The organism is Plantactinospora soyae (assembly GCF_014874095.1).
In the GTDB taxonomy this organism is placed as follows: domain Bacteria; phylum Actinomycetota; class Actinomycetes; order Mycobacteriales; family Micromonosporaceae; genus Plantactinospora; species Plantactinospora soyae.
The window spans coordinates 7325003-7340105 of record NZ_JADBEB010000001.1; the positions used below are offsets into that span (position 1 = coordinate 7325003).

Consider the following 15103-nt stretch of genomic DNA (forward strand, 5'->3'; position numbering starts at 1 on the left):
AGGCGCAGATGCCAACGACTATTTCACGCATCAGCCGTAGCTGGATTCCGTACGCGGCACTGCTCGTGCTGTTCTGGGGCGTATGGGGAGCCTTCTCCGCCGTCCCGACCAGGGACTACGGCTACCCCGACGGCATGGTCTACGTCGTCTGGTCCCTCACGATGATCATACCGGCCGTCGTCGCCCTGCGCGGCAACCGGCTGGACCGCCGCCCGATCGCAGCCGTGTACGGGCTGCTGGTCGGCCTGACCGGCGCCGGCGGCCAGTTGCTGCTGTTCAAGGCGCTCACCATCGGCCCGGCCTACCTGATCTTCCCGCTGATCGCGCTGTCTCCGGCGATCACCGTGCTGATGGCCACGGCGCTGCTGCGCGAACGCATCCCCCGGCTCGCCGTGATCGGCGTGATCACCGCGCTGGTCGCGGTCGTGCTGTTCAGCGTCAGCGACGGCGACGGTTCCGCCACCGGTGGTACCTGGTTGATCCTGGCCATCGTGGTCTGCGTCGCCTGGGGCGTGCAGGCCTACTTCATGCGTAAGGCAGCCACGGTCGGCGTCAACGACGCCACCACCTTCACCTGGATGACGATCAGCGGCCTGCTGCTGGTGCCGATCGCCATCTGGATGGCCGGTGGCCTGGCGCTGGACGCGCCGTGGCAGGCGCCGACCCTCGCCGCGGTCACCCAACTGCTCAACGCCGTCGGCGCGCTGTTCCTGGTGATGGCGTTCAGCCGGGGCAAGGCCTCGATCGTGGCCCCCACGACCAACGCCCTGGCGCCCGTGCTGACCGTGATCCTCTCACTGATCGTCTACCAGACGGTGCCGACGATCTACGCCACGATCGGCATCGTGCTCGCCATCGTCGGGTCCACCCTGATGGTCTACGCCGACGAGAAGCGCGGCGAGGCCGCGGCGGCGAACGTGGCCGACGCGGCCAGCCGCGACCGGGACGGCGCGCCGGACGTCGCCGTACCGTAATCGCCAGATCGACATCGACGGCCGCCGGTCCGGACCCCAGTCCGGGCCGGCGGCCTTTTTGCGGCTGTGGCGTGGCCATGAGTACTGAGTCGCCCGGCCCCGACGAACGCGTATATGCCCGGTCTTGTTTGCGCCACGGAAGCCCGCCGGTGGTCGGGAGGTCATCAAGGTCGGCGACCGTGGCGGACCGGGCCCGATTCGGGCCTGACCCGGGAGCCGGCGGCCCCGGTCGGGCGGCAAGCGGGGCAAAGCGGGGTGTTTTGCCTAACACTTGAGGTCATGAGCTGCTCAGCTCGATCGGTACGGCGATACCGTATCCCCGTGCCGAAAGGTCGTCCGGGACTCGGGCGGCAGGACGACGGCCCCTGGGGCCGGTGGCCGCGGCATCGACGAGGTTCGGCGGCGTTCTCGGTCCGCCTCCGACGGCAACTCGCCCGTGTCCCAACGCCGTGACCAGGTCAAGAAAGGCTTGATATGTCCCACCCCTCAGGCATTCCATCCGCGCTGGCCGCTGTTCGGGGACCCGTCCTCTTTCCGGGCGACGACGGTTTCCTCGGCGAGGCGGCGGTGTTCAACACGACCGTCAGCCACGAGCCGTACGTGATCATCGGGGCCACCGACGTGAACGATGTCCGCTCGGCGGTCCGCTTCGCGCGGGAGGAGGACCGCTCCGTCGCGGTCCTCAACACCGGACACGGCCCTTCCGTGTCCGTTTCTTCCGAGGCGGTCATGATCACTACGCGTCGGATGACGGGCCTGACTATCGACGGGGAGCGGCGGACCGCCCGGGTCGAGGCGGGCGTCAACTGGGGGCAGGTGGTCGAGGAGGCCGCCAAGCTCGGACTCGCGCCGCTCGCGGGTTCCTCACCACAGGTCGGCGTCGTGGGTTACACGCTGGGCGGTGGCGTGAGCGTCACGATCGGCCGGGCCTTCGGTTACGCGGCCGACCATGTCCGGGCGATCGAGATCGTGACTCCCGACGGCGAAGTCCGCCACGTCGCGCCGGATTCCGAGCCGGAGCTGCTCTTCGCCCTGCTCGGCGGGAAGGGCAACTTCGGTGTCGTCACCGCGATGGAGTTCAGCCTCTTCCCCGTCCCGGAGCTGTACGCGGGATTCCTGCAGTTCGCGGGCGAAGACGCCGGTGCGGTGCTGGAGGCCTACCGGTTGCTCGCCGCCACGGCGCCCGACGACCTGACTTCGTCGATCGTCTTCCTGCGCGTACCCGACCTGCCGTACATTCCCGAATTCATGCGGGGGAAGCTCAGCATCTTCGTCCGATTGTCGTACCTGGGCCCGGCGGCCGACGGCGAAACGTTGATCGCCCCGATGCGGGCTGCCGCTCCGGTGCTCGTCGACACCGTGGCCACCATGCCTCTCGCGCAGATCGCCACCATCACCAACGATCCGACCGATCCCGGCACCGCCGTCGAACACTTCGCGATGCTGGACGAGTTGTCACCGTCGGCGGTGGACGCGATCCTCGAACTCGCGGGTCCGGACTCCGAGGGGCACCTCACGCTCGTCAACCTGACCCAGCTCGGCGGCGCGTTCGGGAGGCCACCGGAACGGCCGAACGCCGTACGACGCGACGTCGCCTTCGCCGTGATCGCGTTGACCGTCCTGCCGCCCGGCGAGCCGACCACCGGCAAGGACCTGGGACTGGAGCTGACCGGTCGGCTCACCCGGCTCAACGGCCGGAAGCACCCCAGCTACCTGTCGCCGGCTGACACTTCCGTCGAGAACGTACGGCTGGCGTACGACGAGGCGACCTACGAACGGCTTCGGACGGCGAAGACCGAGCGGGACCCACGGAACATGTTCCGCTGGAACTACAACATCCCGCCTCGGGCATAGGGACATGGCGATTCGGAGAAGCCGTGCCGGCGGCGCGAAGCGGGCCGTCGTGCTGGACGCCGTGGCAGGTGTGCTCGCCGCTCGCGGCTACGAGAACACGCGGTTCACGGACGTGTCGGCGGCCAGCGGTGTCGCGGTCAGCACCCTGCAGAACTACTTCGGCTCGCGCGAGGACATGATCATCGAAGCCATGGAGGTCTTCACCGACCGGGAAGTAGACGCCCAGGCAACGGTGGCCGCCGCCGAGGCCGATCCGTGGCGACGACTCGTCGCGCTGGTGGACCGGAGTCTGCTCAACTCGGAGAGCAGCAGGCAGATCCTCGTCGAGTTCTGGCGATCCGCCATGCGTGACGACGACCTCCGCGACTACAGCGCGGAGGTGCAGACGCGTTACCGCGCGCCCTTCCTGACCGCTGTGCGGGAAGGCAGCGAGCGGGGTGAATTCAGGCTGGCCCAGGACGCCGAGGCCGTAACGGATCTCCTGCTCGCTGCCCTGGCCGGGCTGATCGTCTCTCGCGTCCAGCACCACCCCACGCCGTCACCCGCGCAGTTCCGCGACGTTCTGCTTGCCCAGCTCAGGCTGATGCTTGGCATCCAAGGCTGAATGTCCCGTACCCGAACGGATCGAGGAGCCATGGCTACCGTTGAACTCACCCGCTTCCACGTGCCCGCGGAACGCGCCGACACCCTGCTGGCCGCACGGCCCGCGATGCTGCGCGACTTCGAGGCCGACCGCACCGGCTTTCTCGGCGCGCAACTGATCCGGCTGACCGCGGACGTCTGGCTGGACATCGTCTTCTGGCGCTCACCCGAGGACTTCGCCGAGTCCCGGCGCCGGGGCGCCGACCGGCCCGGCATCCAGGCGTTCTTCTCGCTGATCGACAAGGTGATCAGCGTCGAGGAGGGCACCACCACCGAACCGGCAGGTGCGTGATGCGCGCGGCGTGGTACGACCGGCAGGGCCCGGCGCGCGAGGTGCTCCAGGTCGGGAAGTTGCCCGATCCGTCGCCGGGCGAGGGCGAGGTCCGGGTCCGGGTGTCGATTTCCGGGATCCACGTCGGTGACCTGGGCAAACGGCAGGGCTGGTGGGGGTCCACCATGTCATTCCCCCGGGTCGTCCCACACGGTGACGGTGCCGGGACGATCGACGCCGTCGGACCCGGCGTCGACCCGTCCCGGATCGGCGAACGGGTCTGGGTCTACCTCGCCCAGTCGTACCGCCCGTTCGGCAGCGCCGCCGAATACACCGTGGTACCGGCCCGGCACGCCGTAACGTTGCCTGCCGACGTGCCGTACGAGCAGGCCGCCGGCCTCGGCATCCCCGGCATCACCGCCCACCGGGCGATCTTCGCCGACGGGCCGGTGACCGATCAGCGGGTACTCGTCACCGGAGCCCTCGGCGCGGTCGGCCGGGCCGCGGTGGCGGTCGCCCGCCGGGGCGGCGCCACCGTGATCGCGACAGTACGGACCCCGGACCAGGTCGAACAGGTACTGGCCGCAGGGGCGCACCACGCGATCGACACCGCCGGCGGCGACCTGGCCACCCGGATCCTCGAACAGACCGGTGGGGAGCTGATCGACCGGGTGGCCGAGCTGGCTTTCGACGTCAACCTGGCGACCAACCTGGAAATTCTCCGGTACGGCGGCGTGATCGCCACCTACGCCACCGGTGCGGCCGAGCCACGCATCCCGTACTGGCCGCTGGGGTTCAAGAACATCACCGTCCGGTTCCTCAGCAACGACGACTTCCCGGAGCCCGCGAACGAGGCCGCCGCCACCGAACTGACAGCCGCGCTGGTCGCCGGTGACCTGCGCTACCCGATCGCCGCCCGGTTGCCGTTGACGGAGATCGCGCAGGCACATGAACTGGCCGAACACAGCTCGGCCAGGGGTCGGATCGTCCTGGACATCGAACAATGACCGTCGCGATCACCGGCGCGAACGGCGCCGTCCGGCGGCACGGACCTGTGGAACGACCATGATCTGGACAGCCGGTTTCCGCACCGCGGTCATCAGTCCCTACGAGCAACTCCAGTTCAGCGAACCCTGTGGCTTCGCCGACCAGACCGTACGTCAGGTCCTGCACATGGCCGGCGGTGGAGAGGCTTTCCGCGTACGCCTGACGAACCGTTACGGCCGCACTCCGCTGACCATCGGCGCCGCGACGGTCGCCGTCGGCCACCGGCAGGCTGCCCTCACCTTCGACGGCGGCGCCGAACAATGTGTCGTCCCGGCCGGCGAGGAGGCCGTCGGGGATCCGGTCGATCTTCCTGTTGCCGCCGGCACAGACCTGGTCGTCAGCCTCTATCTTCCGGAGAAGACCGGTCTGGCCACCTATTCCCACAGGCCGGCCGAACTCGCTCGGATAGTCGACGGGAACCACGTCACGTCTGACGCGCTTTCTCGGGCCGAGCAGGTGGAATCCAGGTTCTACATCTCGGGTGTCGACGTGCTGGCCCCGGACACCGCGATCGCCGTGGCCTTCGGCGACTCCTGGTTCGAGGGAGTCGGCACCAGGACCAGCGCGAACCATCGCTCCGTCGACTTCCTCAACCGGCGCCTTCAGCGAGGGTGGGTCGTCAACCAGGGCATCGCCGGGAACCGCCTCCTGCGCGACGGGATCGGCGAACACGCGCTGGCGCGCTTCGACCGCGATGTGCTGCCGATACCCGCCCTGACCCACGTTCTGGTGCACTTCGGCATCAACGACCTCGCCCTGCCCGCCATCCTGGGTGAACCTCCCGCCACCGCCGAGGCACTCATCGAAGGCTTCACCGCCCTGGCCAACCGCGCCCACGAGGCGGACCTGAAGATCCTCGCCGGCACCATCGGTCCCTTCGCGGGCGGCGGCCCCGGGGTCGGCACGCGGGAGGCCCTTGCGATCCGACGCGAGGTGAACGACTGGATCCGTACGGCGGGCGCCTTCGACGCCGTCTTCGATGTGGCCCGAGCCGTCGCCAACCCGCACGCCCCCGACTACATCCACCCCGGCCTGGACAGCGGCGACGGCATGCACCTGAACGACAACGGCGCCAAGGCGATGGCCGACGCGGTCAACCTGGACGACCTCGCACTCCACACTTCTGGTGCTGACCGACCGTCGACGCCGGACGGGCCGTAGGGTGCTGAGCACGCCATGACACAGCGGTGAGAGCGGATTGATGAACTTCAGCGAGAACGTGCGCGCGGCGTTCCGGCGCGGTGAGACCGACGCCGTGGTACGCATGAGCGAGGCCGAGATCGTCCGGGCCCAGGCGGCCGGAGACCCGGCGGGCGAGGTGGAGGCCCGGTACAGCCTGGCCCGGGTCGCCATCCGCGGCGGTGACCTCCCGGGCGGCCAGGCCCGGGCCCGGGAGGCGCTCGCGGTCGCGGTGCGCTCCGGTGACCGGAGCCTCGAGGAACGGCCGAGGCACGTGCTGGCTGCCGTGGCCCGGATGTCCGGCGACCTGCTCCGGGCCCGGGAGCTGTACCAGGAGAGCATCGCACTCAACGAGGCGCTCGACCAGCCGAAGACAGTCAACTCCGAATATCACAACCTCGCCTTCTGTGAGCTGGGTCTGGGCAATCTCGACGTGGCGAGGAAACTGTTCGCCGAGGGCCGTGAGCGGGTGTTCCACCACGGCTGGGCCGACTTCGTGCCGTACGTCTGCGTGGCGGGCGCCGCGCTCGCCTCGGCCGAGGATGACTACCTGCGGACGGCACGAATGATCGGTGTCGCGGATGCCGCCTTCGCGTCGCTCGGCCAGGTACCGGATCCCGACGACGCGGCCGACCTCGCCAAAGCACGCGCCGCCGCGACCGAGGCGCTCGGCCCGGCCGCCTTCGCCGAGGAGTACGCACGAGGGCAGCTCCTCGACCCGCGGGCGGCCTTCGCCGACGATCGACGCTGACGCAGCGCTACTCAAAGCCTGGCCGCCGTGGCCCGGCCGACGGCGCTCGATGCTGGGAAGGCTCCGTGCCGGGGCGCTCAGTGCCGGGGGCGGAGGAAGTCGAAGACGAGGAAAGCGCGCCCGGGTAAGGGCTCGCCGCCATCGGGGTGCCCAGAGGTCCTCCCCGCGCAGCCGCCGGAACTCGGCCCGCATCGCCGGGTCGTCCTTGAACATGTGCCGCACGACGGCGCGGATGATGGGGCTCGCCATGATGGCCCCGGCCAAGGGCTCTGCCACGCCTCACCTGACACCCTGTTCGGACCCATGCCGTCGCGTCGTGTCGCGGCCGGCTACCCATGACGGTCACGGAACCGGTCACCTCGGCAGGAGCTGGCCGACGAAATCCTGGACTGCGTGATTCAGCTGGGTGAGGCCCGGCTCCTCGATCGGCAGGTGCCCGGCTTCGTCGAGGAGCCGAAGGCGCTTGGTCGCGGCGATGCGTTCGTAGAACGGCAGGCTGAGCTCCAGGGGGGTCCAGCGGTCGGCTGCCGGGTGCGTCATCAGTACCGGGCAGGTGGTGAACTCCTCGGGCTCGACCGCCGGGGCTGAGCACAGGAAGGTACGCAGGAACCTCATCGGGACCAGGTTGCCGCCGCCGCAGGGATCCGTGGCGACCAGGGTGGTCAGCGACGGGTTGTTGCTCATCGCAGCCATGTTCGCCACCCAGCGCATGGGGATGCGGAGCCGATCCAGCGCACGCATCTGGTGCAGCGCCGGCACCGCGAGCCGACCCATGATCGGCAGGCGGGTCATCCGCATCCGGACCGCGACGTCGCGTGGGTCGAGCAGGCACGTCACGATCAGCCCGGAGACGCCGCCACGCGCGGCGACCGAATAGGCCAGCATCCCACCCATGCTCGCCCCGAACAGGATCACCGGTCGGCCATCGCGCGCCTGCTCCGCCGCCACCAGGTCGGCGAGGCAGTCGATCCAGTCCTGATAGGCGACCGGTCGCTTCCCGGCCCCGGTCAACCCGTAGCCGATCAGGTCCGGCGCCACCACCTCCACCGGTGAGGTGTGGGCGAACAGACGGGCGTACGGGGCCAGCATCCGTCCGTAGCCGCCGGCGCCGTGTACCAGGATGAGCTTGACGGGCGCGTCCGGTGCGACCAGGCGATCCAGATGAACGTCTGTGCCGCGCCACCTCCACCACTGCTCGCGCGGGGCCTTGCCCGGGTCGTACCGCAGATGTGCGGCGTAGAACCGCTGGTAGCCGCGCCAGTGGGTGACCTCGTCGTAGCTGCGTTGTGCGCCGTTCACCGTTGTCCTTTCAGGTCGGTCCAGCGCCGAAGGCCGAACCTGCTGCGCTGCGGGATCCAGTGTTCTGCCCGCCCTCGGCTATGATATGAGGAATTACTCATGTTCATGTACTCGCATTTCGGGGGTTGTGTTGCCTTCTCGGCCGTCGCCGCATCAGCCCAGGAAGACGCCCCAGCAGCAACGCGCCCGGCAGACCCGACAGCGCATCCTCGACGCGGCGGCTCGCGTTTTCACCGAGTACGGGTACGCCGCAGGCACCACCGACCGCATCGCCGAGGCCGCGAAACTGTCCGTTGGTTCGGTGTACCAGTACTTCCCGAACAAGGACTCGATCCTGCTCACCCTGACCCTGGCCCACATCGACGAGGGCATCGAGGCCGTGCGAGCGAGCCTGACCGCCGTCGCCACCTCGCCGGTGCGCCCGGAGCAGTGGCTGCCGGCGATGGTCGGCGCGTACGCCGACCTGCACAGCCACAACCCGCGCCTGCACAAGGTGCTGTTCGAGGAGTCTCCGCGCCCTCCCGAACTGCTCGATCGATTTCACCAGGCCGAACGGGACGCCGCCGACGCCGTCGAGCAGTTCCTGCGTTCCGACCCCAGCCTCGACCTCGCCGACCCGACCCGCAGCGCCCGCGTCGTGGTGGCGGTCATCGAGTCCCTGGTCCACCGGTTCGTCAGCCAACGACCAGACGACGTCGACAGCCCCCACCTGACCAGTGAGATCGTCGACCTGCTGGTCGCCTACCTACGCGCGGAACGCGTTTAGGGATTGGTTACGGGATGGCTGCGGCGGCTACGGTGGACCGGCGTCGATCATCTCGCCGGAGGAGACGGAACTGTCATGCCGAAGCAACGCGTACGGCGCATCGTCGTCGATGGCGGGATCTATCGATGGCGCGTACGCCCGGTCGATCCGAACTGGCTCATTGTGCGCGTATGGCGCGACGGCGAACGCGTCCCCCTGGCTGACCTGCGGGTTCCCTTTGATGACCCGTGGGTGAACTACCCTCAGATGCTCATCGCCGCCAGACACGCACCAGAGCGCTTCGACGAACTGTTCGCGCGCGAACCAGTGGGTCCGGGCCACGTCGCCGATCTGATCCGGGCGTGCGCCGGCCAGGGCTGGCGGCGCGGTGCGTTCGAGGTCGTCGAGGGAGAAATCAGGCCGCTGCCCACGCCGGCCGTGCGGCCGATGCTCGATGCCGACGGCTGACGGCTGACGGCTGACGGCTGACGGCTGACGGCTGACGGCTGACAAGCGATCCTGTCGACGCATCCTTCGTACACGGTGATGATGGTGGGGTGGACGCGGCGTGCCGGGATCTGCTCGGGCGACTCGGAGGGATGAGGATCGGGGCTGGGCGTACCGCCATGCCCTGAGCCGTCCGACGAAGCCGGAAAGGTCCGCCCGGCACCGTATGCTCGCCGCCATGCTCGACGGACCAGGATCACGGGACCACTATCCACAGCGCGTCGCGCGCGTCCGTGACCTGGTCGCCGTCGGCGACGACGCCATGCTCGCCGTGGAACTGGTCGACCTCGCCGCGCGCAACGAGGACGTGTGGCGCTTTGACGGGGCGCACGTACGCACGGTGGTCGAGGTGCTTCCGCCGGCCCGCCGGCACGCCCTCATCCTCGATGTCCTGGACCGGGCGGCGGCTGCGGCACAACCCGTGCCGGTCGACGCACTGCTCGGCTGGCTCGCCCGTGGACTCGAGCCGGGCGTGCTGTCCTGGCGCGCCGGCCGGTACCTCATCGACGCCGCCGCGGCAGCCGAGGTCAGAGCCCCCAACGACCTTCGCGTCCTGGCCGAAGTCGCCGTCCGCGAGACCGGCATCGTCCCGCCGCGGCTGTTGGCCGTGATGCGACGAACGGAGAAGGCGTATCGCCTCGGCGCGGAGGCTCTGCGGCCGTGGCTGGAGAAGGCGCTCGACCCGCTCAACGTGGGCGAGCCGTGGGCCGAGGCCGCCAACGCCGAGGCTCCCGACCCGCGACTGCTCCCCCACGCGCTCACCGCGACCGGTGGGCGTCCGGCCGCCGGCTGGTCCCGCCACGCCGCCGCCCTGGCCGCGGGTCTCGGTACGTCGGAGTGCCGGGTACTGATCCACCACTGGTTCACGCTGGTGTCGCAGCCACGCACCATCCGGCTGCGCCGCCATGCGCTGTACGACGCCAACGAGGTCCTCGACCCGCACAACGCGCTGGCGCTGCGCGGCCTGGTGTACCTACTCGCGGTCATCCCCCCGCACCCGAGCGACCCGTCGGCCGTCGGCCGGCTCGCGCGGGACGCCGCCGAGAAGGTCCCCGGCCACGGTCCGCGCAGTCAACTCGTCATGTACGCCGCAGCACACACCCTGGAACGCCTCGGCTCCGTGCCGGCGCTACGCGAACTCGAACAGCTACGCGCCCGGAAGTTGCCGGATGGCTTCGCCCGCCGCGTCGACGCCGCGATCGCGCGTCGCAGGGCCGCTCTGGGCCATCCCCAGCCAACCCGCTAGTCCGGGCATCCTTTTCGGACGGACCCGCCGCGCGGGCCTCCGGTGATGTCGGCGACCGGCTATCCCATCGACCTGGCCCCGTCGATGGCCTCCCGGATGATGTCGGCGTGTCCGGAGTGCTGTGCCGTCTCGGCGATGATGTGCTGCAGTACGCGCCGCGCGCTCCACCGCGCACCGGGCTCGAACCACGGCGCGGACGGCAACTCGTGACCGGCATCGAGGTCCGGCAGCGTACGCACCAGCTCGTCCGTACGCCGCGCGACGTCCTCGTACGCCTCCAGCACCCCGACCAGGGTCTCCCCTGGCAGCAGGCGGAACCCGGCCGCGTACGCCTCGTACGCGGCGGGATCGTCACCGGTCGGCATCGCCGCGGCTCCCTCGACGATGAACCGGGCCCACTGCCGCTCCACCATCGTCACGTGCTTGATCAGCCCGCCGACGCAGAGTTCGCTGACCGTGCTCCGGGTGGCCGCCTGCTCGTCGCTGAGCCCGCGGGCGGTGGAGCGGAGGAAGAACCGCGCCTTGTCCAGGGACTCCAGCAGGTCGGCCCGCTCCCCGGTCACCGTGTCCTCGAAGATCGTCGCCATGGTCATCATCCTTCGTCTCGACGTCAGCTCCGCCGTACTGGCAACCCCGACGCTACGACCAATAGCGGCCACTTTCTGACCGCTATTGCGGAGCGTGGCCAGCCGATCCACCCGCCGCCAGACGCCGGCTCGCGACCAGAATCCGCTGTGGCGACACCGGTACCGACGGTACGATCCCCATTCCGGTCCACCGGGACGAAGCTGGCGTCATCGGGAGACAGCATGCTTAAAGCCTTTTCCCTTGCCAAGCGGCACGACGGTGACGCGCTCTTCGCCTCGCTCAACCTGGTCCTCGACCGGGGCGACCGGATCGGCCTGGTGGGACCGAACGGGTCCGGCAAGTCCACCCTGCTGCGCGTGCTCGCGGGTATCGAGCCGCCGTCGGCCGGTCAGGTGGCCCGCTCGCCGGACATCACCATCGGATACTTCGCCCAGCAGACGCCGGACCCGCAGCTACGGGTCGGGGACTTCCTCGCCGAAGGGATGGGCGAGTTGGTCGCGGTGACGAACCGGCTCGACGCCCTCCGGGAGCAGATGTCCTCCGGCGCGACCGACCAGGGGCTGTTCACCGAGTACGGCGACCTGGACGACCGGTGGACCCAACTGACCGGCTGGCAGGCGCCGACCTGGCTGGCGCAGGTACGTCAGCGGCTGGATGTCGAGCACATTCCGGACGCCGCGACCCTGGGCGAAGTCAGCGGCGGCGAACAGGCGCGGCTGACCCTCGCCCGGGTGCTGCTGGAGTCACCACAGTTGCTGCTGCTCGACGAGCCGACGAACCACCTCGACGCGGACGGGATCGCCTGGCTCGGTGACTGGCTGGCCCGGTTCCCGGGCGGGGTTCTCGTGGCCAGCCACGACCGGGACTTCCTGGACCGGGCGGTGACCCGGATCGTCGAACTGGACGGCATTCACGAGGAGCCGCAGTTCTACACCGGCGGGTACACGGACTACCGGGCGGAGAAGGCGCGACGCTGGGCACGCCTGCTCAGCGACTACGAGGCGCAGGAGAAGGACCGCCGTCGCTGGGAGGAGGACATCGGCCGGACCAAGGCCCAGGCCCGCGAGGTCGAGGAAGGCGGGGTCAAACGCGGTCGTGATCAGCAGAACCGGTATGCCAAGAAGGTAGCCAAGAAGGCGAAGGCGCGGGAGCGTCGGCTACGCCGGCAGATGCTGGCCGCCCGCTGGTTGGCCGAGCCGCAGACCCGGCCGCCGCTGGTGCTCGCGTTCCCGGCGGTCGCCCCGGACGACGACACATCCGCCCCGCAGGACGGGCCGGCCGACGGAATCGGCTCCACCACGGCGGCCACGGCTCCGGTGCCGCCTGACGTGCCGGTGCTCCAGGTCACCGGTCTGACCGTCGCCCTCGGCGGGCGCACCGTCCTACGCGACGTCGACCTCACCGTGGGCGGAGGGGACCGCATCCTGGTCAGCGGTCGCAACGGTGCCGGGAAGTCCACTCTGCTGCGCGTGTTCGCCGGCCGGCTGACACCGGACGGCGGCCAGCTCTCCGGCCGCGGGCTCCTACTGCCGCAGACCCACGACACCGTACGCTCCGACGTGCGGGTCTTCGACTACTTCCGGTCCCGCGTACCGGTCTACGCCGAGGACGCGGAACGCCTGCTGGAGGGCTACCTGTTCGGTCCCGACCAGTTGCGCCGTCCGCTGCGTGCACTCTCCGCGGGTGAACTGCGCAGGCTACTGCTGGCGATCATGGCCAACTCACCCGCCCGGGTTCTGCTGCTTGACGAGCCCACGAACTTCCTCGACCTCGATGCCCTGGACGTGACCGAACGAGCGCTCGCCGAGTTCCGTGGCACCCTGCTGGTCGTGACGCACGACGCACGCTTCGCCGCCGCGATCGGCTGCGCGCGGCGCTGGGAGGTCGCCGACGGCCGCGTCACCGAGGTGTAGGCCAAGCTCCAGGAATCGCCCCACCCCACCACGTACGCGTGATCAGGGCTGCTGCGGAAGACCGGTCCGCCGGCTGTTTGCGATCGACTCGTCGACGATCTCGGCGAGTCGGTGAACTCCACGAGTGGTCGCCATCCGCTCGGCGATGCGGCGCGCGGCGTCCCGGTACCGCTGGTCGTCGAGGACGGCGCGGACCGCACTACGGATGGCCGCCTGCGTCGGGGTCTCGGTCGTGATGCGACGTCCGACTCCAGTCCAGGCCACCCGGGCGATGACCTCGGGTTTGTCCTCATGGGTGCCGGTGGCCACGATCGGAACGCCGTAGCGCAGTGCGTACTGCACGCCGCCGTATCCGCCGTTGGTGACGTAGACGTTGGTCTTCGGCAGAAGGTCGTCGTAGGGCAGGAACTCGGCCGCGCGGGCGTTGGAAGGCAGCGGCGGCAACGACTCCACCGGGCGTCCACCGGTCGCGACGGCGATCAGCACGTCGTCGTCGGCGAGGGCTTCGAGCGCCGGTGCGATGAGCTGTCCGAAGTCGTTGTTCGCGGCGGTGCCCTGGGTGAGGTGGACGACGGGTCGTGAGCCGTCGAGTTCGTGCCACCACGGCGGGAGCGGCGCGTGCGAGCCGGAGGCCGAGATCGGTCCCGCGAAGTGCAGGGTCGCGGGGGCATCGGATCGCGGGTACTCGAACTCGGGCACGGTGAACTGCACGATCGCCTCGGCGTGACGCGGCCAGTCGAGTACCGGAAAGGGCATCGGGCGGCCGTGCAACTGCTGGAATATCTGCTGGGCGATCCGCTCGACCGGCGGGAACACGACCTTGCGGGTGATCGTGGCGAGCGTGGCGTTGCGGAGCCGGCCGAGCGGGCCGCGCAGCGGAGTGAGCCCCATGCCGAAGGGCGCGGTGTCGCGACTGGAGATCATCAGCGGGCAGATGCCGCACATCACGATCGGTGGCCGGACGCCGAGCGGGTGGCCGAGCAGGAACCCACCGCCCACCACGGCCGGGTCGGCCAGTACGGCATCGGCCGGCTCGGCAGCGTGCGCCGCCATGACGGCGTCGTGTTGCGGCAACCCGGGGCGTACGAAGACGTGCTCGATGTCGTGTGCGACCGCCTTCGTACGCCTCAGGGCGGCGCGCTCGGGAAAGGTCTCGTTCCAGTCCTGCCGGTCGTCGAAGTCTGCTTCGGCGGGCAGGGGTACATGCTCGGCGCCGGTTGCCGCGATGGTCTCGGCGAATCTGGATCCGCTGATGAAGCGGACCCGGTCTCCTCGCGCGACGAAGTGCCGCGCCACCGCGAGCAGGGGCGTGACGTGTCCGTGGATCGGCATCGTGACGATGATGATCGACGACATGAGGACTTCCCTCGTGGGTGGCCTAATATTGGATCTTATGAAGCAGTATTCATCTGCATGTGACAGTAGTCAATATGTCAGGTGTTGAGAGCCGCACCCGCACGTACCGTTCGGAGCTTCGGCAGCACCAGGCGGCGCAGACCAGAAGACGCGTCGTCGAAGCCGCCATCGAGGTGTTCGGCGAGAACGGTTATCAGGCCGCCACGTTCGCCCAGATCGCGAAGCGGGCCGGCGTATCGGTCGAGACGGTGCGGACACACGGTCCGAAGACAGCGATCCTGTGGGCCGCGGTCGAGGTCGCGTCGTTCGGCGTCGAAGGGCGTGACCTCGACTTCTTCGCCACCGGACACGGCACGGCCATGCTCGAGGTCACCGACTCGAACGGGTTCGCGGCCCTCGTGGGCGAGACGACGCTCGCGATCAACGAGCCGTCGGCCGGCGTCTGGACCGCGGCCACTGGTGCGGCGCCCGGCGACAGCGAGCTCCGGCGGCACCTGCTGGAGAGACTCGCCGAGATCAGGAGGCAGGTCGAGAACGTCCTTCGAGTCGTCGCCGAACGCGGCTGGCTGCGGACCGACGTACCCTTCGACGATCTTGTCGAGGCCTTCTGCGTCATCATCAGCGTCGAGAGCTACGTACGCTTCGTGCAGCTGGACGGCAGGTCCCACGAGCGGTACAAGGCGTTCGTCGCGCGAACGATCCGCGACACGGTCCTCGTGCACTGAGCCGGC

The 15103-nt window shown here is 69.6% G+C and carries 15 protein-coding genes; 12 read left to right on the forward strand and 3 right to left on the reverse strand.

Annotation, left to right across the window (positions count from 1 at the left end; all coding sequences use genetic code 11):
* The first annotated feature begins 8 nt into the window (after positions 1–8).
* From H4W31_RS32135 to H4W31_RS32165, 7 genes are all read left to right on the forward strand, one after another.
* The gene (locus H4W31_RS32135; RefSeq protein ID WP_192770051.1) at positions 9–974 is read left to right on the forward strand and encodes a DMT family transporter; all 966 of its coding nucleotides are present in this window, start codon (positions 9–11) and stop codon (positions 972–974) included.
* Between the two features lie 474 nt (positions 975–1448).
* A complete protein-coding gene (locus H4W31_RS32140; protein ID WP_192770052.1) occupies positions 1449–2828 on the forward strand; it encodes an FAD-binding oxidoreductase in 1380 nt (459 codons plus the stop codon).
* Positions 2829–2832: 4 nt separating this feature from the next.
* Entirely contained in the window at positions 2833–3432 is a 600-nt protein-coding gene (locus H4W31_RS32145) for a TetR/AcrR family transcriptional regulator (protein ID WP_192770053.1), read from the forward strand.
* A gap of 30 nt (positions 3433–3462) precedes the next feature.
* Entirely contained in the window at positions 3463–3762 is a 300-nt protein-coding gene (locus H4W31_RS32150) for a hypothetical protein (RefSeq protein ID WP_192770054.1), read from the forward strand.
* Positions 3762–4748 carry an NADPH:quinone reductase gene (locus H4W31_RS32155; protein WP_192770055.1) on the forward strand — a complete coding sequence of 329 codons (987 nt, stop codon included), beginning with the start codon at positions 3762–3764 and terminating at the stop codon, positions 4746–4748. Before H4W31_RS32150 ends, H4W31_RS32155 begins: the two co-directional genes overlap by 1 nt.
* A 58-nt stretch (positions 4749–4806) precedes the next feature.
* On the forward strand, positions 4807–5949 hold the full coding sequence (locus H4W31_RS32160) for a GDSL-type esterase/lipase family protein (protein WP_192770056.1): 1143 nt from the start codon (positions 4807–4809) through the stop codon (positions 5947–5949).
* A gap of 40 nt (positions 5950–5989) precedes the next feature.
* On the forward strand, positions 5990–6718 hold the full coding sequence (locus H4W31_RS32165) for a tetratricopeptide repeat protein (protein WP_192770057.1): 729 nt from the start codon (positions 5990–5992) through the stop codon (positions 6716–6718).
* 354 nt (positions 6719–7072) lie between these two features.
* Here H4W31_RS32165 and H4W31_RS32170 read toward each other — a convergent pair whose 3' ends face one another.
* Entirely contained in the window at positions 7073–8017 is a 945-nt protein-coding gene (locus H4W31_RS32170; protein ID WP_192770058.1) for an alpha/beta hydrolase, read from the reverse strand.
* Between the two features lie 127 nt (positions 8018–8144).
* Here H4W31_RS32170 and H4W31_RS32175 point away from each other — a divergent pair, with 127 nt between their 5' ends.
* The 3 genes from H4W31_RS32175 to H4W31_RS32185 all read left to right on the forward strand — a co-directional run bounded on the left by H4W31_RS32175 (position 8145) and on the right by H4W31_RS32185 (position 10515).
* Positions 8145–8783 carry a TetR/AcrR family transcriptional regulator gene (locus H4W31_RS32175; RefSeq protein ID WP_192770059.1) on the forward strand — a complete coding sequence of 213 codons (639 nt, stop codon included), beginning with the start codon at positions 8145–8147 and terminating at the stop codon, positions 8781–8783.
* Positions 8784–8858: 75 nt separating this feature from the next.
* Entirely contained in the window at positions 8859–9230 is a 372-nt protein-coding gene (locus tag H4W31_RS32180; protein ID WP_192770060.1) for a hypothetical protein, read from the forward strand.
* A gap of 217 nt (positions 9231–9447) precedes the next feature.
* Positions 9448–10515: a hypothetical protein gene (locus tag H4W31_RS32185; RefSeq protein ID WP_192770061.1), complete on the forward strand. Its 1068-nt coding sequence runs from the start codon at positions 9448–9450 to the stop codon at positions 10513–10515.
* A 59-nt stretch (positions 10516–10574) separates the two neighbouring features.
* Here H4W31_RS32185 and H4W31_RS32190 read toward each other — a convergent pair whose 3' ends face one another.
* The gene (locus H4W31_RS32190) at positions 10575–11102 is read right to left on the reverse strand and encodes a DinB family protein (RefSeq protein ID WP_192770062.1); all 528 of its coding nucleotides are present in this window, start codon (positions 11100–11102) and stop codon (positions 10575–10577) included.
* 222 nt (positions 11103–11324) lie between these two features.
* On the opposite strand from H4W31_RS32190, the gene H4W31_RS32195 reads away from it, so the two are divergent.
* On the forward strand, positions 11325–13016 hold the full coding sequence (locus H4W31_RS32195; protein WP_192770063.1) for an ABC-F family ATP-binding cassette domain-containing protein: 1692 nt from the start codon (positions 11325–11327) through the stop codon (positions 13014–13016).
* Positions 13017–13058: 42 nt separating this feature from the next.
* On the opposite strand, the gene H4W31_RS32200 is transcribed toward H4W31_RS32195, so the two are convergent.
* Positions 13059–14372, reverse strand: coding sequence for a glycosyltransferase (locus tag H4W31_RS32200; RefSeq protein ID WP_192770064.1), 1314 nt, complete (start codon positions 14370–14372; stop codon positions 13059–13061).
* 74 nt (positions 14373–14446) lie between these two features.
* Between H4W31_RS32200 and H4W31_RS32205 the strand changes: the two genes are divergently transcribed.
* Positions 14447–15097, forward strand: a complete 651-nt coding sequence (locus H4W31_RS32205; RefSeq protein ID WP_192770065.1) for a TetR/AcrR family transcriptional regulator — start codon at positions 14447–14449, stop codon at positions 15095–15097.
* Positions 15098–15103 lie beyond the last annotated feature (6 nt).